The sequence below is a fragment of the Blastococcus sp. CT_GayMR16 genome (assembly GCF_004570875.1).
Lineage (GTDB): Bacteria > Actinomycetota > Actinomycetes > Mycobacteriales > Geodermatophilaceae > Blastococcus_B.
Map to the genome: position 1 here is coordinate 1 of NZ_SPQK01000003.1, position 20,902 is coordinate 20,902.

Below are 20,902 nucleotides of genomic sequence, written 5' to 3' on the forward strand. Positions count from 1 at the left end.
TGCGGTCGCCGACCTGACCCGGGGCGGGCTCCCCGGGGTCTCCTGGCCCGCCGCGGTCGGCCTGGCCGTTGTGGCGGCGCTCCTCCTTGTCGCCGCCGACCGCGGCCTCGGCCGCCTGGACGCGGGCTCGCTGCGGGCCTCCGGAGCCGCGGCCTCCTTCGCGTCGGCGTCGGTGTTCTCCCTGGACACCCGAGACCTCGGGCGGGCGCTGTCGGCCGGACCGCGCCGGCCTCGAGGCCGCGGGCGCAGGCTCGCCCTCGTCCGACGGCCGTGGCAGGCCGTGGCGGCGGCCGACCTCCTGCTGCTGGCCCGCAGTCCGTGGCAGTGCGGCCAGCTCGTCGTCGCCACGGCGGTACCCGTCCTGGCCGCCCGCACCGACGGGCTCGACCGGCTTCCCGCCGCGGCCACCGTCGGCCTGCTACTCGGCTGGCTGGCCGCCGCCGTCACGGTCGGGCACCCCAGCCGCTTCGCGCACGCCGCCCCCGCCATCGACCGCCTCCTGCCGCTGTCGTCGGGGCAGGTCGTCGCCGCGCGCTGCGTGGCGCCCGTCCTCGTGCTGACCGGCGTGTGCGGGCTCAGCGGGCTGCTCGTCGGGCTCGGCAGCCCCGATCCCCTCGCCTGGGCAGCGCTCGCCCTGGGCGCCGTACCGGCGTGGACGGCGGCAGCCCTCCGCGGCGCCTACCGACCCGAGCTGGACTGGTCGGGTCCGGTCGTCGCCACACCCATGGGCGTCCTCCCGGCCGGAATCGTCGCCACGCTCGTGCAGGGCGCCGACATCGGCCTCGTGGGCACGGTCCCGATCGTCGTGGTGCTGCTCACCGGCGTCGACCCGTCACCGGTGGCCATCGCCGTCCAGTTCGCCTGGGCGCTGGCTCTCGCAGCCGCCGCGCTGACCCACCTCGGGCGGCGACGGTCCAGGTGACCTCCGTTTGACACCCTGACATCGGACGGTGTCACATGGGCGGGTGCCGGTCTCCTTCGATGTCACGGCCACCGACGGCCTGAAGGTCCTCGGGACCCTCGGCTTCTTCGTACCGGCCGCGATCCTCATCGCGCTGGTCGTCTTCGCGGTGGTCCGCGACCGCCGGCTCAATGCCCGCGAGGAGGCGGAGGAGGCGCAGCGCGCCGCGATGGAGCGGGAGGAGATCCCTACTCCTCCCCCAGCCGACTGAGCACCGACTCGATCGCCTGCTCGACCGCCGAGGCCATCTCCGTCCGGAAGGCCGCCAGCAGTGCCTGCGCCGCGGCCGGCTGGAGCCGGGAGACGGTGTCCTGGACCCGTTGCAGCTGATCGGGCGGGGCACCGGCGTCGACGAACGCCTGCAGACCGCTCCCGAGGAACATCCGCACGTAGGTCTGGGCGATCTCGCGCACGTGCTCGTTGACCCGCGTCTGGGCGTCGATCAGGTCGTCCGGCGGCACGCCCAACGCCACGACCTGCAGCCCGGCGGTGAGCAGTGCGGGATCCAGGACACGCAACTCCCCTTCGCCGAGGCGCTCGACCAGGCCGAGGCCGACGAGCCGGTCGACCAGGTCGGGGTCCTCCGGGACACCCGCGCGGGCGGCGAGCTCCGCGCCGGTCAGGTCCTCCGGCTCCGGCGGCAGCCAGGGCGCCAGCAGGGCCCGGTGCAGGGCGAGTGTCGCCGAACTGGCCGTCGGCGGCGCCGAAGCGAGCGTGCGCTCGATCATCGCCAGCGAGTACCCCTCGGCGAGCATCTCGCGGACCAGGAGCAGCCGGGCGACGTGCTCCCGGCCGTAGTAGCCGGTCCGGCCCACCATGCGCGGCGCAGGCAGCAGCCCCCGCGCCGAGTAGGCGCGCACATTGCGCACGGTCACCCCGACCCGGGCGGCGAGTTCGTCGACCGTCAGCTCGCGATCGGCGTCCTCGCCGGGTAGCTCAGGCTCGGCCGACGTGGTCACCACCACTCCCTAGGCATCGTGACCCCACGGTAAACCGCTCGTTCTATGTGTCAGTTGGCGATGTCACGGTGATGGGTGTTCCATGTCCGGCATGGCCAGAGGGGGTTCCGTGCTGCTCGCTGCTGACACACGTCCTGCCGGAGGCGCCGCGATCGGCGAGGTGATCCTGGCGTCCGCGATCGGCCTCGGCCTGACCGCGGTGCTGCTGGGCCTCGTCTTCCTGCACCGCACCCGCCGGTCCCAGCTCCTGACGCGGGTCGGCACCCGGCTCGGCAAGGCCACCGGGGTGCCGCCCTGGGTCGCGCTCCCCACGGTGCTGACGACGCTCTCGCTGCTCGTCGCCCTGCTCGGGATGCTCTGGGACATCTCGCTGCACATCGGTGTCGGCCGGGACGAGGGGCCGCTGGCCAATCCCGCGCACTACCTGATCCTCTTCGGCCTCTTCGGGGTCTTCGCCGGCGGGATCTTCGCCTGCGCCATGCCGCTGGACGAGAAGCCCGGCCCGGCCGCGATCCACTTCATCCGCGGCTGGGACGTGCCCGTCGGCGGCGTCCTGCTCACCGGCGCCGGCTTCTACGCACTGCTGGGCTTCCCGCTCGACGACGTCTGGCACCGGCTCTTCGGCCAGGACGTCACCCTCTGGGGCCCGACGCACCTGATGCTCATCACCGGCGCCGGGCTGTCGATCATCGGCCTGCTGATCCTCGAGCAGGAAGGCCACGGCGGGCTGTCCACCGACGACGGAGACCGCAAGGTCGGCAGCATCACGCGCTTCGTCCGGCAGGCGTCGGCCATGGGCGGCCTGCTGCTCGGGCTGTCGGTGTTCCAGGGCGAGTACGACTTCGACGTCCCGCAGTTCCGGCTGGTCCTCGAGCCGTTCATGATCGCTGCGGCCGCGGGCATGGCGCTGGTGGCTGCCCGGCTGTTCATCGGCCGCGGGGGCGCACTCGCCGCGACCGCATTCTTCCTGGTCATCCGCGGTGGCATCGCGCTGATCGTCGGCCCCGGCTTCGGTGAGATCGTGCCGATGTTCCCGCTCTATCTCGGCTCCGCGATCGTCGTGGAAGCGCTCGCGCTGGTGCTGCCGCTGGCACGTCGGCCGCTGGTGTTCGGGGCGGTCGCCGGGGTGGCGATCGGCACGGTCGGGCACGCGACCGAGTGGGGCTGGACGCATCTCACGCAGACCCTGTCGTGGGGCAGCGACATCCTGGTCGAGGGCACGCTCATGGCGATCGCGGGCGGCGTGGCGGGCGGGCTGCTCGGCTCCCTCCTCGCCACGGGGCTGCGCCGGCGGCTGCCGCGCCCCGCCGTCGCGCGCACCGTCCTCCTCGGCGCCCTGGTCGTGCTGACCGCCTGCGTCACCAACGGCCTGCTGGCCACGGTGCCCGACGACGTCGAGGCCACCCTCGGCATCGAGGATGTCCAGGACGACCCGCGGACGGCGAACATCACCGTCCAGCTGGAGCCGGCGGACGCGCTCGACGACCCGTCCTGGGTGCAGATCACCTCCTGGCAGGGGCAGGGCCTGGTGGTCGACGCCCTCGAGCGGACGGGCGAGGGGCAGTACCGCACGACCCGGCCGATCCCGATCCACGACGACTGGAAGGCGCTGCTGCGCATCCACGACGGCCGGATGCTCAGCGCCGTCCCGATCTACCTGCCGGCCGACGAGGCCATCCCGGCGGAGGCGATGACGGCCGACGACGGCGTGACCCGCGCCGCCATCCCCGAGATCGAGATCCTGCAGCGGGAGCTGAAGTCCTCGGGCGGGGGCCTGTGGCTGCTGGCCAACCTCGTCGTCCTGGCCTGCACGCTGGCGCTGATCGCCGCGATCTCCTGGGGCGTGGCGCGCTACTCCCGGCGGGCCGCCGTCCGTGAGCCCTTCCCGGACGCGCCGGCCGACGAGCCGGACACGACCCGAGCGGACAGTGGGCTCGGCGCCCGCTGACCCCGCACGCCCTCATCCCTGGAGTTCCCTCCCGTGACCGTTCGTCCCTCCCGGTTCCCTGCTGCCCTAGGCCTCGCTCTGGCTGTCGCGCTGACGGGCTGCGCCGGTACCGCCGCGCCGGACGAGGTCGGCAGTTCGTCGTCGGCGGCGGCGAGCACGTCCGCAGCGGCGTCGGCGTCCACCGCGGCCGCGACCCCGGCGGGGCAGCGGATCGAGGTGCAGGTGAGCGGCGGTGGGGCCAGCGGGGACACCGGCCGCGTGCCGGTCGCGGTGGGCGAGCACGTCACCCTGGTCATCACCAGCGACGCCGCCGACGAGGTGCACGTGCACGGCTACGACCTGGAGGCCGAGCTGTCTCCCGGGCAGCCGGCCGAGCTCGCGTTCGACGCGACCATCCGCGGGGTCTTCGAGGTGGAGCTGCACGAGGCGGGCACGCTGCTGCTCTCCCTCCAGGTCGGGTAGGTGGAGCTCCTCGCCCACGGGGTCGGGTCCCGCACGGACCTCCCCATCCCGCTCGGGCTGGCGCTCTACGGCGCCGGTGCCGCGATCCTGCTCAGCTTCGTGGTGCTGCTGCTCTTCTGGCGGCAACCCAAGCTGGACCGGCCCTCGTCGGGGCTCCCCGTCCCGGCCGCGATGCAGCGGCTCCTGGACAGCACCGCGGTGCGCCGGGGTCTGCAGGCGGCCGCGCTGGCGGTCACCGTCCTCCTCACCGCCGTGGCCGTCGCCGGACCGGCCGAGACGGCCCGCAATCTCGCGCCGTGGGTGCTGTACGTGACGTTCTGGGTGGGCCTGGTGCCGGCCAGCCTGCTGCTCGGGCCGGTCTGGCGGGTGATCAATCCCCTGCGGTTGGTGCACCGCGGGCTACGCGTCGTGCTCCCGGCCGCACCGGGCGCGGGGCGCCTCCCGGAACTCGGGCTCTGGCCCGCGACGGCGTCCCTGCTGGTCTTCCTGTGGCTCGAGCTCGTCTACCCCGACCGCGCCGAGCCCAGCACGGTCGCGGTCTTCCTCATCGGCTACGCCGTCGTGCACGTGGGGCTGGCCCTGTGGTTCGGCGAGGACTGGTTCGCCGCCGGAGACGGGTTCGAGGTCTACTCCACGGTGATCGCCCGGCTCTCGCCGTGGGGACGGCGGGACGACGGGCGCCTGGTGCTGCGCAACCCGCTGGTCAACGCGACGCTGGCCCCGGTCGACCGCGGACTGGCTGCCGTCGTCGTCGTCCTGCTCGGCTCGACGGCCTTCGACGGACTCTCCCGGACCGTGTTCTGGCAGACCGGGCCCGGGGCGGCGAACGACAGCCTGTCCGGCACCGTGGGCCTGTTGGTGATGATCGGGGTGGTGGCCGGGCTCTACGTGCTCGGCGCCCGGCTGTCGGGGCGGCTGGCCGGTCAACCCGAGGGCATCCAGCCCCGGCGCTATGCGGGCACGGTCATCCCGATCGCGCTCGGCTACACCGTCGCGCACTACTTCAGCCTGTTCCTGCTCGACGGGCAGACCACCTGGATCCTGGCGAGCAACCCGTTCGGCCTGGTCGCCGTCGACCTGTTCGGCACCTACGGCAACGTCGTCGACCTGACGGCGGTCGGCTCCGACGCGATCGCGCTCGTGCAGGTCGGCGCGATCGTCACCGGCCACGTCGTGGGCGTCACCCTCGCGCACGAGCGCGCGCTGCTGTCGGCCCGGCGTGCCCGCGCCTCCGACCAGCTGCCGCTGGTGATCGTCATGGTGCTGTTCACCGTCGGCGGGCTCGGTCTGCTCTTCGGTTTCTGACCGCTCACCTGCGCAGATCTCCCCCCGCACGGGTGACGCGCCCCGCATTCGGCTACAGGTCGGGACGCCGGAGGCCGATGGGGAGGGAGCCCTCACCGGCGCCATCGGGGTCCGCTACCCCGCCCGAGCGGAAGGACCGCTCCCATGATCGCTGTGACCTGCCGCAACGGTGAGCACTTCACGGTCGACCCCCTGCAGATCGAGCGGGTGGAGACCGATCCCGACACCGTCGTCCACCTCGTCGACGGCACCAAGTACGTGGTCGACCAGACCTTCGACGACCTGCTGCGCACCATCTCCGACCACCGGGCGACCGTGCTCGTCGCGCAGAAGCAGCTCGCCGGCGGGACAGCGGAGATCGCCGACCACGCCGCTCGTGCCGCGCTCTTCGTCGAACGACGGGCACGCAGCCGCGACACCGAGTCCTCCCCCGTCCCGGCCACCGCGGGCGACGACGAGGACTGACCGGTGATACCGGCAACGTTCGTCGGCATGGCCCTGGCCCTGGGGTCGCTGATCGCGATGATGCTGCTGGAGGGCTCCAGCCCCCTGGCCGTCGTCCTGCTGCCGCCGCTGGTGCTCGTCTTCGGCGCCACCTTCGGCGCCGCGGTGGCCGGATCGGCCATGGCCGACCTGCGCAAGCTGGGCTCGTGGTTCCGGATGGCCTTCGGCCCCGACGGCGGGTCGACGACCGGCTCGCTCATCGCCCAGCTCGTCGAGCTGGCAACGATGGCCCGCAAGGAGGGCATGCTCCCGCTGGAGAACCGGGCCCGCACCGTCGAGGACCCGTTCCTGCGCCGCGGTCTGCAGCTGGCGATCGACGCCGTCCCCATGGAGCAGGTCCGGCACGTGCTGGAACGCGAGATCGAGGCCACCCGGTCCGATGACCTCGTGGCGGCACGCTTCTTCGCCAAGATGGGCGGCTACGCGCCGACCATCGGCATCATCGGGACCGTCGTGGGCCTGGTGCAGGTGCTCAAGAGCCTCCAGGACCCGACCGTGCTCGGCCCGCTCGTCGCCAGCGCCTTCGTCGCGACCCTGTGGGGCGTGCTGTCGGCCAACTTCATCTGGCTGCCGATCAGCGTGAAGATCCGCCGGAACGCCGATCTCCGCGCGGCCGAGATGGAGCTCGTGCTCGAGGGGGTCTGCGAGATCCTCGCCGGCACCAACCCGCGCGCCCTGCGGCAGAAGCTGCAGGCCATGCTGCCGCCGAGCGAGGCCCAGCTCTCCGCCGCCTGACGGATGGGTGTGCCGGCTACTCCGGCGGCTCTGCCGCGGACAGGACCCGGTCGTAGAGCAGCGCGGCAAGGATGCCGCCGAGCGTCGGCGCCACCAGGTAGAGCCAGAGCGGAGCCAGCTCACCGGCCAGGATGTTCGGACCGAACGCGCGAGCCGGGTTGACCGCGCCGCCCGTCAGTGGTCCGGCCACGAAGATCGCCGCGGACAGGGCGAAGCCGACGGCGATCGGCGCGACGCCCCCCACGGCCCGCTCGTCGGTGGCGACCGAGACGACCACGAGCACAAGCACGAACGTCACCAGGGCCTCCACGACGAACGCCTGCGCCATGGAGACACCGGGCGCGGGGTGGGTGGCGCCGAGCGCCCCCTCGCTCCGCGCCCTCCCGCCGTAGCTGACCCAGGTGGCCAGCGCACCGACCAGCCCACCGGCCAGCTGGGCCCCGACGTAGATCGCCGCCGCGGACCAGGGGAACCGGCGGGTCACGGCCAGGCCGATGGTCACGGCAGGGTTGAGATGGCAGCCCGACACGTGTCCGAAGGCGGCCACCAGCGCGACGAGCGCCAGGCCGAAGGCCAGCACGATGGCGAGCGTGTCGTAGACCGTCTCGCCTCGGACGGCGCCGGCGACGGCCGCGCTGGTGCCGACGTAGACGAGCACCGCGGTGCCGACCAGTTCGGCGACCGCCGCGCGGACCGGACGCCGCCCGACCTGGCTGCCGTACAGCCCCGCGGATGTGGAACCCCTGACCGAGCCGCGTGCATCCATCCCGTACAGCCCCCCGTGACCGCGCCGCGGGGCCCGTGACCCACGTGCGCCCGCCCATACCCAGGGGACGGCCGGCCACTCCGACTCTTCGTCGGACGGATTCAGTCGTCCTCGTCGTCCTTGTTGTTGCCGTTGCCGTTCCCGTTGTTGCCGTTGCCGTTGCCGTTGCCGTTGTTGCCGTTGCCGTTGTTGCCGTTGCCCCCGGTGCCGGCGCCCGTGCCGGTGTCCACCGGGGCCGGGATCACGACGGGCGGGACGGCGTAGGACACGGTGACGACGGTCCCCGGCGCGAGCTCCCCCTCGGGGCCGACGGCCGTGACCAGTCCGGCGGCGACGTCGCCCGTGTCCACCGGCGCGAGCTGGACCTGCAGGCCCCGGCCGACGAGCTCGGCCTGCACCTCCGCGACCGGCCGTCCGATGAAGCCGCCCGCCGCCACCGGGATCGTGGGCGGCGGCGCCGGGGCCGACGTCGTCGTCCCGGGAGCTGTCGTGCCCGACGGCGATCCGGCCTCCGACGGCGTCCTGGATCCCGTCTGCAGGAGGGCGACGACCACCGCCAGCACCACCAGGGCGGCGAGAGCCCCGAGCAGCACCGGCGACGGCCGGCGGAACCGCCGAGCCGGGGACGACGCCGGCGTGCGCCCGAGCGGCACCGGCGGGAGCGGCAGGACCGCGGTGCCGTGCGTGCCGGTCCGGCCGATCGGTGCGGTGCCACCGGTGAGGGTCACGGCGTCCGCCGCCGCCCGGAGGGCGGCGCCGTCGGGATAGCGCGCGGCCGGGTCCTTGGCCATGGCCCGGTGGACCAGTTCGCGCATCGCCGCGGGGACGCCCGACGGCAACGGCTCGGGTTCCTCACGGATCTGCTTGAGCGCGATCTGGACGGAGTTCTCGCCCTCGAAGGCCCGCCGTCCGGCCAGGCACTCGTAGGCCACCGTCCCGAGGGCATACACGTCGCTGGCCGGGGTCGCCTTGCCGCCCTCGGCCTGCTCCGGGGACAGGTAGTGCGCGGTGCCGATCACTTGACCGGTTCCGGTCAGCGGCACGCTGGACGCCGACCAGGCGATCCCGAAGTCGGTGATCTTGACGACGCCGTCGGTGCCCATGAGCACGTTGCCCGGCTTGACGTCGCGGTGGACCACACCGGCGGCGTGTGCGGCGCCCAGGGCGGCGGAGGTCTGCCGCACGATGTCGAGCGTCCGCGCGGCGTCGAGCGCCCCCACGCGCTCCAGCAGGGCGGAGAGCGCTTCGCCCTCGACCAGCTCCATGACGAGGTAGGCGAGCTGCTCGCCGTCCTCCACGAGCTCGCCGTAGTCGAAGACCGAGGCGATGTTGGGATGGTGCAGCGCGGCGGTGTGCTGGGCCTCGGCGCGGAACCGGGCCCGGAACGTGGCGTCGCCGGTGAACTCGCTGCGCAGGACCTTCACCGCGACCGGACGCTCGAGCAGCGTGTCGCGGGCGCGCCAGACGCGGCCCATCCCCCCGCTGGCCAGCACGACGAGCAGCTCGTACCGGTTGCCGAGCAGGCCACCTCGCGCTTCCACCCGGCCCCCCATCAGCAACAGCTGCCCTCGCCCGTGCGGGGCCGACCTGTCCAGGTTGCCAGGTCGGGACGGTCGTAACCCCCGATGGCCGTCCGGCAGCCCCGTTCGGGTGAGTGGCGCTAGACGACGACCGAGAGCGCCAGGACCGACAATAGGCCGACGACGGAGATGATCGTCTCCATCACCGACCAGCTCTTGATCGTCTGGCCGACGGTCATCCCGAAGTACTCCTTGACCAGCCAGAAACCGGCGTCGTTCACGTGGGAGAAGAACAGCGACCCGGAGCCGATGGCCAGGGCGAGCAGCGCGACGGTGTTCGCGTCGAGACCGCCCGCGAGCGGCGCCACGATGCCCGCGGCCGTGATGGTGGCGACGGTGGCCGACCCGGTGGCCAGCCGGATGCCGACGGCGACCAACCAGCCCAGGACCAGCGCGTTGAGGTTGAGGTCCTCCGCGGCGCGGCCCACGAGGTCGCCGACCCCGGCGTCGATCAGCACCTGCTTGAAGCCGCCGCCGGCCGCGACGATCAGCAGGATGCCGGCGATGGCCGGCAGCGAGCCGCCGACGGTCGAGGAGATCTTCTCCCGGCCGAAGCCGACGGCCGTGCCGAGGGTGAACATCGCCAGGATGACGCCGGCCAGCAGCGCGATCACCGGGGTGCCGATCAGGTCGAGCGTGGACCGCAGCCCGCTGTCCTCGTCGAGAGTCAGCTCGCCGATGGCGCGCAGCAGCATCAGCAGGACCGGCAGCAGGATCGTGAAGATCGTCGCGCCGAGGTTCGGGAGCCGACGCGGGGGCGCCTCGACGGAGGTGGCGGTGGCGGTCGCCGAGGCGCGCTGCTCGGTCTCGGTGGGGGTGCCGAGATCGGTGCCGGTGCGCGCCGTCCCGCCGTCCGGGCCGTCGGCCGGGCCGGCTCCCCCCAGGCGTGCGGGGATCGGCAGGTCCAGCCGGCGGCTGATCCAGGAGCCGAACACCGGTCCGGCGAGGACGACGCACGGGATCGCGGCGATCAGGCCGAAGAGGAGGGTGCGGCCCAGGTCCGCGCCCAGGGCGTCGATGGCGACCAGCGGACCGGGATGCGGCGGCACGAGACCGTGCAGGACCGACAGGCCGGCCAGTGCGGGGATGCCGACGGCGAGCACCGGCAGTTGCGTGCGCCGGGCGACGAGCAGGACGATCGGGACGAGCAGGACGACGCCCACCTCGAAGAACAGCGGGATGCCGATCAGGGCGGCGACCCCGGCCATCGCCCACGGGAGCCGCCGGGTCGACACGTGGTCGACGAAGGCGGTGACCACCCGGTCCGCGCCGCCGGACTCGGCCAGCAGGCCACCGATCATGGCGCCGAGCGCGATCAGCAGCCCCACGCTGCCGACGGTCGCGCCGACCCCGGTGGTGAAGCTGGTGATCGTGTCCGACACCCCCAGGCCGGCGACGGCACCCAGCAACAGCGAGCCGAGGATGAGCGCCAGGAACGGGTGCACCTTCAGCCACGTGATCAGCAGGACGACGGCGGCGATGCCCAGCACCGCGGCGAGCACCAGCCGGAAGTCGCTGGCCCCCTCGGCGGCGGCGAGAACGGTCATGACGAGGCCTCCTGGGCACTGAGGTGGAGGCCGCGTTCGTCGTCGAGCGCGGCGAGGAGTTCGGTGGCCACGGACGGCGGTGACCCGGCGCCGGAGATCGCCGCCCCCGGTTCGTCGTCCGCCAGTGGCTCGAGGGTGGCCAGCTGGCTGTCGAGCAGCGACGGCGGCATGTAGTGCCCGGTGCGGTGCTCGACCCGCTCGCGGATCAGCTCCGGATCGGCCGTCACGTGCGCGAACCACACCGACGGGTGGCCGTCGCGGAGCAGGTCGCGGTAGCTGCGCTTGAGCGCCGAGCAGGTGACGACGACGGAGCGGCCCGCGCGCTCGTGCGACCCGATCCAGTCGGCCAGGCTCCGGAGCCACGGCCAGCGGTCCTCGTCGTCCAGCGGGTGCCCGGCCCGCATCTTCTCGACGTTGGCGGGCGGGTGGAAGTCGTCGCCCTCGGCGAACTCCCAGCCGAGGCGGTCGACGAGGGTCGCAGCGACGGTCGACTTGCCCGAGCCGGAGACCCCCATGACGACGATGGTCGTGGTCGGAGGGCCGTCGGCAGCCATGCGTCGGACCGTACGTCCGGCCGCTGACCGGCACAAACCGGTGCGGCTGCCTGCGATCTGCGCAACAACCGGGGCGAAGCGTGTCCACGCCGGGGGGATGGGCCCCACAATGGCGGACAAGACCCGGCACACCCACGAGGAGTTGCCATGTCCGAGAGCCAGTCCGCCGCCGACGGCGCCCCTGCGGGCTCGCTCGGGGAGCCCACCGTCGGCTCCCTGATGCGAGCCCCCACGACGACGGTGGAACCGGACTCCCACGTCGCCTCGGCCGCCTACCTGATGAAGCGCTCGCACGACAGCGCGCTGGTGGTCACCGCCGATCTCGACGGGCGACTCCCGATCGCCGTCATCACCGATGCCGATGTCAGCCAGGCGGTGGCCGACGGACGCGACCTGAACGACACCCGCATCAACCAGCTGCACCTGGGCCGCCCGACCGTCATCCACCCGGGCATGTCGGTGGCCGAGGCAGCCGAACGGATGCTGGAGCAGTCGGTCATGCACCTACCGGTCGTCGACGACGGGCGGCTGGTCGGCCTCGTCGACATGGCGGCGGTCTGCCGGGCCCTGCTCAGGAAGGACTGGGCGGCCTAGTCCCGCGGGGCGCGCGCCCGTCCTGGTGGTCTCTTGCGCGATTGCACACCCTCGTGCGCCGATGCAACAGCGCGAGAGCAGGGGAAACAGCGCAAGAGCGGAGGGCTCAACCGTTCACCGGTGCCGGGGCAGGACGACGCGCGCACGCGTGACGCCGTCCTCGGAGGTGAGCGTGAGGCTGCCCTTGTGCCGCTGGGCGACCACCGCGAGCGACGTCGCGAGGCCGAGGCCCGTGCCCTGACCGATCGGTTTCGTCGTGTAGAAGGCGTCGAACGCCTTCGCCAGCACCTCGGGGGGCACCGTCGGGCCGGTGTTCTCGACGTCCACCGTGACGGCGTCGGGCTCGCCCCGGGTCCGCACGGTGACCTCGCCGTCGGAACCGGCTGCGGCCAGCGCGTTGTCCAGCAGGTTGGTCCAGACCATGGCCAGGTCCGCGGGCCAGCCCTCGACGACCTGTGGCCGGGGGTCGAAGTCGCGGACGACCCGCACGCCGGGCGGCACCTTGTGCCGCACCAGGACGAGCGCCTGCTCGAGGCCGGCATGGACGTCGACGGCGCTCAGCGACTGGTCGGCGGCGTAGGCGAGCGGGCGGACCCCGGACACGATCTTCGACAGGTAGTCCGCGCCGGCGGACACCTCCTCCAGGAGCGCCCGGATCTCCTGGGAGCGGACCAGGTCGCGCACGACCTGGCCGGGCTCACCGGCGTACAGGCCGGCCAGCGTCCGGACCAGGTCGTCGGGATCGACGCCGAGACGGACGAGCCCGGGCGCCACGCTCCAGCCGCCGTCGACGCCGGCGTCGGCCAGCGCCCGCGCGACGGCGGCTTCGGCGTCCGCCCGGGCGAGCGGGTCGTCCGGTACCGGCACCTGTCCCACCAGCGGCTGGAGCGGGCTGACCGGGCCGTCGTCCTCGGCGAGCAGGACTCGCAGCCGCGCGGCGCCACGCTGCACGGCCGACGCCGGGTTGTTCACCTCGTGCAGCAGGCCGGCGGCGAGCGCACCCAGGGCGGCCATCCGCTCCTGCTGGCGGAGCAGGCCCTCCTCCCGGTCCAGCCGGCGGGACGTCGCGGTGAGCAGTGCCCGCGCCGACGGGGGGTGGGCGAGCAGCCGGTCCAGGGCCTCCGCCCCGATGCGCTGCACCCGGGCCGGGCCGCGGGCCCGCACGGTGGCCGACCGCGGGCGGCCGTGGGCGACGCCGAGCTCACCGATCAGGTCACCGGGGCCGCACACGTTGAGCAGCAGGTCGGCGCCGACGGCGTGCCGGCTGATCTCCAGCTCGCCCTCGGTGACGACGTACATGGCGTCCGGCGGCGAACCCTCGCTCATCAGCACCTCGCCCGGCGCGAGTGCCACGCTTCTGCTGTGGGCGGCGAGCGCGGCGACGTCGGCTTGAGGGAGTTCGGCGAACAGCCGCGACCCGCGCAGCGCGGCTGCGACATCCAGGTCCGGCGCCGCCGTCACCGACCAGCCAGCCGCTCGTGGGCGAAGCGCACCGCCATCGCGCCCTCCCCCACGGCGGACGCGATGCGCTTCACCGAACCGTGCCGGACGTCGCCCGCGGCGAACACACCGGGCACGGAGGTCTCCAGCGGCAGCGGCGGCACCGTCAGCGGCCAGTCCGGCGGCGGCAGGCCGAGGTCGCCGCCGGTCAGGACGAAGCCCTTGTCGTCACGGCGGACGACGCCCTCGAGCCAGCTCGTGCGGGGCGCCTGCCCGACGAACACGAACAGCGCGTCGGCGGCGACCTCCTGCTCGTCGGTGCCGTTCGAGCGCAGCCGCAGGCCCTCCAGCCGACGGGCACCGAGGGCGCCGGCGACCTCGGTCCGGTACTCGACGGAGATCTTCTCCGAGGCCTCGATCCGGTCGATCAGGTAGCTCGACATGGTGCTCGTCAGGTCGGGTCCGCGGACCAGCACCGTCACCGACGCGGCGAACTGCGACATGAAGATGGCGGCCTGTCCGGCCGAGTTGCCGCCGCCGACGACGAAGACCCGGCCGCCGGCGTGGTCGACACCCTCCGCGCGGCTGGCCGCGTAGTAGACCCCCATCCCGGTGAGCGGGGCGGCCCCGGGCACGTCGAGCGTCCGGTAGTTGACGCCCGAGGCGATCAGCAGCGTCGAGGCGCTCACCTCGCTGCCATCGGACAGCCGGATCACCGTGTACGGGTCCTCCCGGCGCAGTCCCGCCACCTCCGTCGGCACGAGGATCTCCGCCCCGAACCGGATCGCCTGCTCGCGGGCCCGCAGCGTCAGGTCCGCGCCGGAGAGCCCGACCGGGAAGCCGAGGTAGTTCTCGATCTTGCTCGTCGTGCCCGCCTGCCCGCCTGGTGCGTTGCACTCCAGGACCAGGGTGGCCAGGCCCTCCGAGGCCCCGTAGACCCCGGCCGCCAGGCCCGCCGGGCCGGCACCGACCACCACCAGGTCGTAGGCCGACCGCACGGCGCGCACCTGCAGCCCGATCCGCTCCGCGACCGTGTGCAGGTCGGGGTCGACGAGCACCTCGCCGTCGTCGGTCACCAGGACCGGCAGGGTCCCGGCGTCGGTCCCGGCGGCATCGAGCAGGACGCGGGCCTGCGGATCGGCCTCGACGTCGAGCCACTTGTAGGGCACCAGGTTGCGGGCCAGGAACTCGCGGACCGCGTGGCTGCTGGGCGACCAGCGGTCGCCGACGACGCGGAGGTTCGCCGTTGGCGCGGGACGCCGCCAGGTCTCGAGCAGGTCGTCGAGCACCGGGTAGAGCCGCTCGTCCGGCGGGTCCCAGGGCTTGAGCAGGTAGTGATGGACGTCGGCGTCGTTGATCGCCCGGATCGCGGCGTCGGTGTCGGCGTAGGCGGTCAGCAGCACCCGCTTGGCGTCGGGATACAGCTCACGGGAGGCCGCCAGGAACTCGGTGCCGCTCATGCCGGGCATCCGCTGGTCGACCAGCAGGAGGGCGACGGTGTCCTCGCGCAGCCGCAGCCGGCGGAGGAGGTCGAGCGCCTGGTCCCCCGAGGACGCGGTGATGACCTGGTAGTGCTCGGCGTATCGATCCCGCAGATCGCGCTCCACGGCGGCCAGCACCGGTGCGTCGTCGTCCACGGCCATCAGGACCGGTCGGCTCATCGCTCTCCCCAGGATGCCGTCGCCGGCGGAAACGAGACAGGCCGGAACGTACTGCGTGGAGGCCGACCCGAGTAGCCGCCCGGGTGCCCCCCGCGGTGGTCAGCCATGCCGCGAGATGACGGCGCGGGCGTCCTGCCGCGCTTCCAGGGCCGACCGGAGGACCGCCCTGGCCAGGGACGCGGCGGCCGGGCCGTCGGCCGACGCGGTCTGCAGCAGGGCGAGGATCGCGGCGTCCCGGGGGACCTTCCCCCCGGGCTGCACCGCCTCGACGATGTCGGCGACGGCGGTGAGCGCCTCGGCCAGGGGCTCGGACGGCTCCGGCAGCCCGAGGTCCCGCCGCCACGGGGTGCCCGGGCGGGCGTCGTCGACCAGCGCGTCCACCTGTTCGGGCGCGTGCTCCAGGGCTTCGGCGACCGCGTCCGACCACGCGGTCACGATCGTCAGGTCCGGCGCATCCAGGGCCGCGCCGGTCACCGTGCGCTCGCCGCCGGCGTGCGGCACCACCTCCTGCGCGGGCGCGACGGGGAAGACCCCGGCGACCATCAGTCCCGTCGCGTTGTCGACCGGCGTCCGCCCGTCGGCGACCCGACGCCGCGCCCGGGTGGCCGCGAGGCTGATGAGAACGCCGGTGGCCCCCGGCTCCAGGGAGATCTCGCGCAGGCCGCGCGTCGGGTCCTTCCACAGGGCCACGACGGTGGACGGCGGCATCCCCGTGGGCCGGCTGCGCTCGACCATCCCGTGTGCCGTGAGGGTCAACACGGCCGTGCCCGGGTCGTCGGCGAGGACGCCGGCGTACCGCGCCGTCCAGCGGGTGGCGAGCTGTGGCCCGTCGAGCAGGACGGTCACGACGAGGGTCGGGCCGACGTCCCGGATCAGTTCGGCGACCTCGTCCATGCGGGCCAGGTCCTCGCAGACGACGGTCACGAGGGTCAGCCCCTCGCTGAGCTCCAGGAATTGCAGCGAGCGGCGGGGCACCTCCATGGCCTCCCACCAGCGCACGGACGGGTGCAGCGCACCGGCCAGGTGGTACTGGTTGATCTGGCTCTCGTCGAGGAACCAGCGGTGGTGCTTGTTCTGCCGGTAGTGCGCCCAGCAGCCGCCGACGTGCACGCCTTGGTGCAGCCAGTTCGCGGGCAGCCGCCCGGGGGTGGTGGTGGTCTCGCGCGCGCCGGCCAGCAGCACCGTGACCCCGTAGTGGGCCAGCAGCGCCTCCAGTGGCTCGATGTCGCCGACGGGCACGCAGCTCTCCGGGAAGATCACCGCGTCCACACCGTCGACCTCGTCGAGCGCTCCCCGCAGCGTGCGCTCCACGAGGTCGAGGTCGAAGCCCTCGGTCGGGGCGAACTCGAAGACCCCGAACGGCTCGTTCTCGGCGCGGTGGACCGATCCGGGCAGTGGCCGGAAGTCACGCTGGCGGACCCGCAACGGCCACGGCATCAGGAGGACGTTGGCCTGTTGCTGGCCCAGCCCCGAGCGTCGCGCGGGCACCTTGTGCCAGGCGACGTCCACGGAGGGACCGCGGATGCACAGGTACCGCGACAGCGACCTGAAGGAGATGCCGCCGGGCGGCGTGCGCACCTTGGGCAGCACTCGGAGCCGGTGCGTGGGGAGCAGGGACAGCGAACCGGTCCGCGACAGCAGCTCGTCGGCGCGGGCGCGGAACCGGTAGCCGGACTCCCGCACGGGGTCGAGCGCGGCGGCAACCCCCGCGCACGTCTCGTCGCTCGCGGCGAGCAGGGTCAGGAGCGCCTCGCAGACCGCCCAGTTCCTGCCGTCGGCGATGTCGTCCAGCGTGGCCGACGCCCCGTCGCGCAGGACGGCCCAGGCATCGGCCACCAGGGCCGGCGGCGGGCCCTCGGGGGCTTCGGCCCACGCCGCCCAGCTCTCCGCCGCGCCGCAGACGGTGCTGTTCCAGCTGGCGGCACCGCCCGGGGGCCAGTGCAGGCCCGCCGGCGGGGACACCGCGAACCGGTAGGCGTGCGTGCGCCCGAGCACGCTGCCGACCAGCGCGAAGACGTCGGCCGGCCACTCCAGGGTGGCGTCGGTCATCTCGTCGCCGCTCACCTCGGCCCAGAGCGAGGCGATCGTCGGCGGCGGGCTCACGGTCCGCGTCGGCCGCGGGACGACGTCCATCAGCGGCTCCCCCTCGTCGTCGACACGTCCGGCGCGGGGACGCTCCAGCTCCTGCGCCGGAGGGTAGCGACGACGCGGCGCTCCGTGGAGGGAAATCTGCGCAGCTCGTCCACCTTCCCGGTCAGGCCCCGACAGACGTCGCGATCTTCGCGAGCCGCAGGTTCACCGGCGCGGCCAGGAACCGGGCGCGGAGGTCCTCGTCGTGGATCTGCTCGGCCTGCTCGCGCAGATAGTCCGCCGCCCGCCGCGCGACGTCGTCCGCCCGGGGGTCCCCGGCGGCGACCAGGACCCGGTGGACGTCGGCCAGGACCCGCCCGGGCTGGACCATGCCCGGCGTCGCCCCCCGCTCGAGCGCGGGCAGGATCACCTCGACGACCTCCATCGCGCCGGCGTCGTCCCCGGCGTCCTCCAGGGCGAGGGCCAGCACGGACAGGCTCTCCAGGTGGTCGGCCTCCATCCCGAGCTCGGCGTGCCGCCGCACGGCCGCCCGCAGCGGCTCGACCGCCGAGGCGTCGCCGGCGTCCTGCAGGGCCATCCCGGCCAGCAGGTCGGCGCGCGCCTGCGCGTGCGGGACGTCGTCGGCCGACGCTGCGGCCTGCGCCTCGGCCGCGTGGGTGACGGCCTCGGCGAGACGGCCGTCGGCGAGGTCGACCGCGGCCAGCGAGGCGTACAGGAGGGAGGTGAAGTACGGCAGCTCGTGCCGCCGCCCCTCGTCCAGCCCCCGCTCCAGGTGTTCCCGAGCGAGCTGGTGGTTGCCGGCGAGCCGGTGTCCGTCGCCCAGACTGTGCAGCGAGGCCACCACACCCTCGGCGTCGTCGATCTCCTCGGTCAGGTGCAGCGCCCGCCGCCCGCCGTCCAGGGCGGCGTCCAGGCGGCCCTGCTCCATGGCGATCCGGGCGAGGTTGGTGAGCATCACGCCCTCGCGGTAGCGGTGCCCGGTCTCCACGAAGACCTCGAGCGCCTCCTCCGAGGCAATCCGGGCCTCCTCCAGGCGGCCCACCTGCATCAGCAGCGCGCCGCGCTGGCCGGTGACCATCGCCCCGCCCTCGCGGTCGTTGATCTGCCGGTGCTCCTCGCCGGCGGCGTCCAGGAGAGTCAGGCCCTCGTCGTTCCAGCCGCGGTTGGTGGCGACGACGGCGAGCAGGCGGAGCACCTCCCCCGCCCGCTTGTGGTCACCGAGCTCCTGGGCGGTCGTGAGCGAGCGGTTCAGCAGCACCCGCGCCGCGTCGTGCTCGTTCAGGTAGGCCAGGCTCCGGCCGCCCTGCATCAGCGCGTCGGACTCCAGGTCCGCCCGGTTCGCCCGCCGGGCCAGGTCGGCGGCCTCCTCGGCGACCGGGGGCACGGCCGGGTACTCGCCGCGGAAGAACAGCCAGCGGCCCTCGGCGAGCCGGGCCAGGGCGCGCCGTCCGGGATCGAGCTTGTCCGCGGTGGCCAGCTCGTCCAGCGTGGCCCGCTGGTCCTCGCGCCGTCCCATGCGGTCGAGCACCGCCTCCTGGGCGAGCAGCACGTCGGCCCACAGCTCCTGCTCGCCCTTCGGGACGAGGGCCCGCGCGCGGGCGAACAACCGCAGGGCCTCCTCGACCGCGAAGCTGCGCGCCGCGTGCTGGCCGGCGCGCAGGTACCAGCGGGCGGCGGCCGCCTTGTGCCCCGCCTCCTCGTGGTGGTGCGCCACCGCCGCCGCGTGCTCGTCGGGGCGCTGGCTCAGGTCGACGGCCTCCTCCAGCCACTGGGCGGCCAGGGCGTGGTGCGCCCGGCGCACCGATCGCAGCACGCCCTCGTAGGCGACGTCGCGCATGAGCGCGTGCCGGAAGGAGAACTCGCGGCTCCCGGAGACGGTCGACTTGGACCGCCGGAAGATCACCTCGCGTTCGGTGAGCCCCTCGAGCGCGCCCGCCCGGGTCGGCTCGGGGAGCGCCGTGGCCAGCCGGGCCACGGCCTGGTCCCAGAAGATCCGGCCGACGACCGCCGCCCCGCCGATGACCGTGCGCTCGGCTACCGCGAGGGAGTCCAGGCGGGCCTGCAGCAGGCCGCGCAGGGTGGTGGGCACGCGCACCGTGCGGACCGCCCGCGCGGCCACGCGCCAGCGGTCGGCGCTGGTGTCGACGACCCCCTCCTCGACGAGCCACTTGACCAGTTCCTCGACGTAGTACGGATTGCCGTCGGCGGTGCGGACGACGAGGTCCACCAGGGACGGCGGCACGTCGTCGGCCCGTTGCAGGATCTCCGCGACGAGCCCCCGGGCGTCGTCCTCGGTCAGTGGGTCGAGCTGCAGCCGGGTGTGCACGTTGCCGGTCCGTCCCCACGTCGGACGCTGTTCCAGCAGCGTGGGCCGGGTCGTCGCGAGCACCAGCAGCGGACCGCCGCCCGGCGCCTGGGCCAGGCCCTCCAGCGACTCCAGGCTCGCGGAGTCGGCCCAGTGCAGGTCCTCGAGCAGCACGAACACCGGGGCGCGCTCGGCGAGCCGGTCGAGCAGCCGCAGTGCCAGCGCGCTGCCCCGCCGCCGCAGTGACTCCGGATCGGTCGTGCCGATGGCCGCCAGGCCCTCGGCGCCGATGGCGAACCCGAGCCACGCAGCGACCGTCTCGGGAGCGCCGTCGGTGGGCGCCTCCGTGCCGAGCAGGTGGGCCCAGCCCTCGGTCCAGCGACTGCGCACCTTGTCGGGAGAGTCGGTGGACCGGATGCCGAGCCGCTCGGCGAACACGCTGCGCAACAGCGCGTTCGGCACGTTCTCGGTGGACGGCGACGCGCGCCCGCGCAGCACCCAGACCTCCGTCGGCAGTCGCGCCAGCCACGTGTCGACGTCGTGCACCAGCCTGGACTTGCCAACGCCGGCCTCCCCCACGACGGTGACGACCCGCCGGGCACGCTCGCTCTGGACGGCGGCGAAGGCGTCCTGGAGCTGGCGGAGCTCCGGCCCGCGGCCGATCGTGCGGGTGACGACGCCCTCCACGCCGCGGGTCTCGGGCCAGAAACCCTCCCGGTCGCCGGCGACCACGACGTAGGCGTCGACCGGGCCGTCGATGCCCTTGAGTTGCAGCCCGCGGATCCGGCGCAGCCCGAACTCGCCCCGGACCTGTCGCGTCGTGTCCGCCGACAGCAGGACCGTGCCCGGGGCGGCGGCCGTCTGCAGGCGGGCGGCGCGGTTGGCGGTCTCGCCGACCACGAGGAACTCCCCGGAGGCCCGCTCGGCCATCCCGGTCACGACCATCTCGCCGGTGTCGATGCCGACCCGCATCTGCAGGCGCACCCCGTTGGAGGCCTCGAGCTGGACGTTGAGCTGTTCCAGCGCCGCGAGCATGGCCAGCCCGGCCCGCACCGCGCGGGCGGCGTCGTCCTCCCGTGCGCGGTAGAGCCCGAAGACCGCCATCGCCGCATCGCCGATGAACTTCTCGACGGACCCGCCCTCGGCCTCGACCGCCGCGCGCACCGCCGCGAAGTAGCGGCTCATGACCTGCTGCAGGTCCTCCGCGTCCAGCCGTTGCGCCAGGGGCGTGGAGTCGACGAGGTCGGCGAAGAGCACCGTGACCAGCTTGCGCTGCTCCCCGACCGAGGCGGCGAGCAGACGGTCCCGCTTGTCGACCAGCGGCGCCAGCGCCGTCTCGACCACCTGGTCGCCCAGGACGGCGCGCTGTCCCTCCAGCGCGGCGATGGCCTGCTCGAGGGCCGTCAGCTCACCTGTCGGGGCGGCGAGATCGCTCATCGCCCCAGCTGACCGGTCCGGTCGACCATCGCCCGCCCTCTCTCACGTCCGAC

The 20,902-nt window shown here is 74.0% G+C and carries 17 protein-coding genes; 8 read left to right on the forward strand and 9 right to left on the reverse strand.

Annotated elements, in window-relative coordinates; genetic code table 11:
* Both E4P38_RS22800 and E4P38_RS04790 read left to right on the forward strand, forming a co-directional pair.
* Positions 1 to 922 (forward strand): DUF6297 family protein (locus tag E4P38_RS22800; RefSeq protein WP_209308934.1); only part of this gene is annotated, 922 nt, incomplete at its 5' end.
* A 43-nt stretch (positions 923 to 965) separates the two neighbouring features.
* On the forward strand, positions 966 to 1,172 hold the full coding sequence (locus tag E4P38_RS04790) for a hypothetical protein (RefSeq protein WP_135130646.1): 207 nt from the start codon (positions 966 to 968) through the stop codon (positions 1,170 to 1,172).
* Here E4P38_RS04790 and E4P38_RS04795 read toward each other — a convergent pair.
* A complete protein-coding gene (locus E4P38_RS04795; protein WP_167760446.1) occupies positions 1,150 to 1,920 on the reverse strand; it encodes a MerR family transcriptional regulator in 771 nt (256 codons plus the stop codon). The genes E4P38_RS04790 and E4P38_RS04795 overlap by 23 nt on opposite strands.
* 91 nt (positions 1,921 to 2,011) lie before the next feature.
* Between E4P38_RS04795 and E4P38_RS04800 the strand changes: the two genes are divergently transcribed.
* The 5 genes from E4P38_RS04800 to E4P38_RS04820 all read left to right on the forward strand — a co-directional run bounded on the left by E4P38_RS04800 (position 2,012) and on the right by E4P38_RS04820 (position 6,874).
* Positions 2,012 to 3,868 (forward strand): hypothetical protein, encoded by a 1,857-nt coding sequence (locus E4P38_RS04800; protein WP_245160793.1) that lies wholly within the window; start codon positions 2,012 to 2,014, stop codon positions 3,866 to 3,868.
* Between the two features lie 33 nt (positions 3,869 to 3,901).
* Positions 3,902 to 4,330 carry a hypothetical protein gene (locus E4P38_RS04805; RefSeq protein WP_135130649.1) on the forward strand — a complete coding sequence of 143 codons (429 nt, stop codon included), beginning with the start codon at positions 3,902 to 3,904 and terminating at the stop codon, positions 4,328 to 4,330.
* Positions 4,331 to 5,635: a hypothetical protein gene (locus E4P38_RS04810; protein ID WP_135130650.1), complete on the forward strand. Its 1,305-nt coding sequence runs from the start codon at positions 4,331 to 4,333 to the stop codon at positions 5,633 to 5,635.
* Positions 5,636 to 5,779: 144 nt separating this feature from the next.
* On the forward strand, positions 5,780 to 6,100 hold the full coding sequence (locus E4P38_RS04815; protein WP_135130651.1) for a flagellar FlbD family protein: 321 nt from the start codon (positions 5,780 to 5,782) through the stop codon (positions 6,098 to 6,100).
* Positions 6,101 to 6,103: 3 nt separating this feature from the next.
* Positions 6,104 to 6,874: a MotA/TolQ/ExbB proton channel family protein gene (locus tag E4P38_RS04820; RefSeq protein WP_245160794.1), complete on the forward strand. Its 771-nt coding sequence runs from the start codon at positions 6,104 to 6,106 to the stop codon at positions 6,872 to 6,874.
* A gap of 16 nt (positions 6,875 to 6,890) precedes the next feature.
* Here E4P38_RS04820 and E4P38_RS04825 read toward each other — a convergent pair whose 3' ends face one another.
* The 4 genes from E4P38_RS04825 to E4P38_RS04840 all read right to left on the reverse strand — a co-directional run bounded on the left by E4P38_RS04825 (position 6,891) and on the right by E4P38_RS04840 (position 11,321).
* Entirely contained in the window at positions 6,891 to 7,640 is a 750-nt protein-coding gene (locus E4P38_RS04825; RefSeq protein ID WP_135130652.1) for an aquaporin, read from the reverse strand.
* Positions 7,641 to 7,741: 101 nt separating this feature from the next.
* Positions 7,742 to 9,181: a protein kinase gene (locus E4P38_RS04830; RefSeq protein WP_245160795.1), complete on the reverse strand. Its 1,440-nt coding sequence runs from the start codon at positions 9,179 to 9,181 to the stop codon at positions 7,742 to 7,744.
* A 119-nt stretch (positions 9,182 to 9,300) separates the two neighbouring features.
* Complete coding sequence (locus tag E4P38_RS04835) at positions 9,301 to 10,767, reverse strand: SLC13 family permease (RefSeq protein WP_135130654.1); 1,467 nt, start codon at positions 10,765 to 10,767, stop codon at positions 9,301 to 9,303.
* Positions 10,764 to 11,321: a gluconokinase gene (locus E4P38_RS04840; RefSeq protein WP_135130655.1), complete on the reverse strand. Its 558-nt coding sequence runs from the start codon at positions 11,319 to 11,321 to the stop codon at positions 10,764 to 10,766. Before E4P38_RS04840 ends, E4P38_RS04835 begins: the two co-directional genes overlap by 4 nt.
* A 147-nt stretch (positions 11,322 to 11,468) precedes the next feature.
* Between E4P38_RS04840 and E4P38_RS04845 the strand changes: the two genes are divergently transcribed.
* Positions 11,469 to 11,915 carry a CBS domain-containing protein gene (locus tag E4P38_RS04845; protein WP_135130656.1) on the forward strand — a complete coding sequence of 149 codons (447 nt, stop codon included), beginning with the start codon at positions 11,469 to 11,471 and terminating at the stop codon, positions 11,913 to 11,915.
* A 114-nt stretch (positions 11,916 to 12,029) separates the two neighbouring features.
* Here the strand turns inward: E4P38_RS04845 and E4P38_RS04850 are convergent, their stop codons facing one another.
* The 4 genes from E4P38_RS04850 to E4P38_RS04865 form a co-directional block, all read right to left on the reverse strand.
* Entirely contained in the window at positions 12,030 to 13,376 is a 1,347-nt protein-coding gene (locus E4P38_RS04850; RefSeq protein ID WP_135130657.1) for an ATP-binding protein, read from the reverse strand.
* Positions 13,373 to 15,016 (reverse strand): FAD-dependent oxidoreductase, encoded by a 1,644-nt coding sequence (locus E4P38_RS04855; protein WP_135130658.1) that lies wholly within the window; start codon positions 15,014 to 15,016, stop codon positions 13,373 to 13,375. The genes E4P38_RS04850 and E4P38_RS04855 overlap by 4 nt, the downstream gene beginning before the upstream one ends.
* A 99-nt stretch (positions 15,017 to 15,115) precedes the next feature.
* A complete protein-coding gene (locus E4P38_RS04860) occupies positions 15,116 to 17,149 on the reverse strand; it encodes a hypothetical protein (protein ID WP_135130659.1) in 2,034 nt (677 codons plus the stop codon).
* A gap of 121 nt (positions 17,150 to 17,270) precedes the next feature.
* Complete coding sequence (locus tag E4P38_RS04865) at positions 17,271 to 20,849, reverse strand: adenylate/guanylate cyclase domain-containing protein (RefSeq protein ID WP_135130660.1); 3,579 nt, start codon at positions 20,847 to 20,849, stop codon at positions 17,271 to 17,273.
* Between the last annotated feature and the right edge of the window lie 53 nt (positions 20,850 to 20,902).

Bases quoted from the DNA above. Each gene is read 5' to 3' on its own strand.
- E4P38_RS04800 (WP_245160793.1), top strand. From the start codon at position 2,012: ATGGCCAGAGGGGGTTCCGTGCTGCTCGCTGCTGACACACGTCCTGCC.
- E4P38_RS04815 (WP_135130651.1), top strand. From the start codon at position 5,780: ATGATCGCTGTGACCTGCCGCAACGGTGAGCACTTCACGGTCGACCCC.
- E4P38_RS04825 (WP_135130652.1), bottom strand. From the start codon at position 7,640: ATGGATGCACGCGGCTCGGTCAGGGGTTCCACATCCGCGGGGCTGTAC.
- E4P38_RS04835 (WP_135130654.1), bottom strand. From the start codon at position 10,767: ATGACCGTTCTCGCCGCCGCCGAGGGGGCCAGCGACTTCCGGCTGGTG.
- E4P38_RS04840 (WP_135130655.1), bottom strand. From the start codon at position 11,321: ATGGCTGCCGACGGCCCTCCGACCACGACCATCGTCGTCATGGGGGTC.
- E4P38_RS04845 (WP_135130656.1), top strand. From the start codon at position 11,469: ATGTCCGAGAGCCAGTCCGCCGCCGACGGCGCCCCTGCGGGCTCGCTC.
- E4P38_RS04855 (WP_135130658.1), bottom strand. From the start codon at position 15,016: ATGAGCCGACCGGTCCTGATGGCCGTGGACGACGACGCACCGGTGCTG.
- E4P38_RS04860 (WP_135130659.1), bottom strand. From the start codon at position 17,149: ATGGACGTCGTCCCGCGGCCGACGCGGACCGTGAGCCCGCCGCCGACG.
- E4P38_RS04865 (WP_135130660.1), bottom strand. From the start codon at position 20,849: ATGAGCGATCTCGCCGCCCCGACAGGTGAGCTGACGGCCCTCGAGCAG.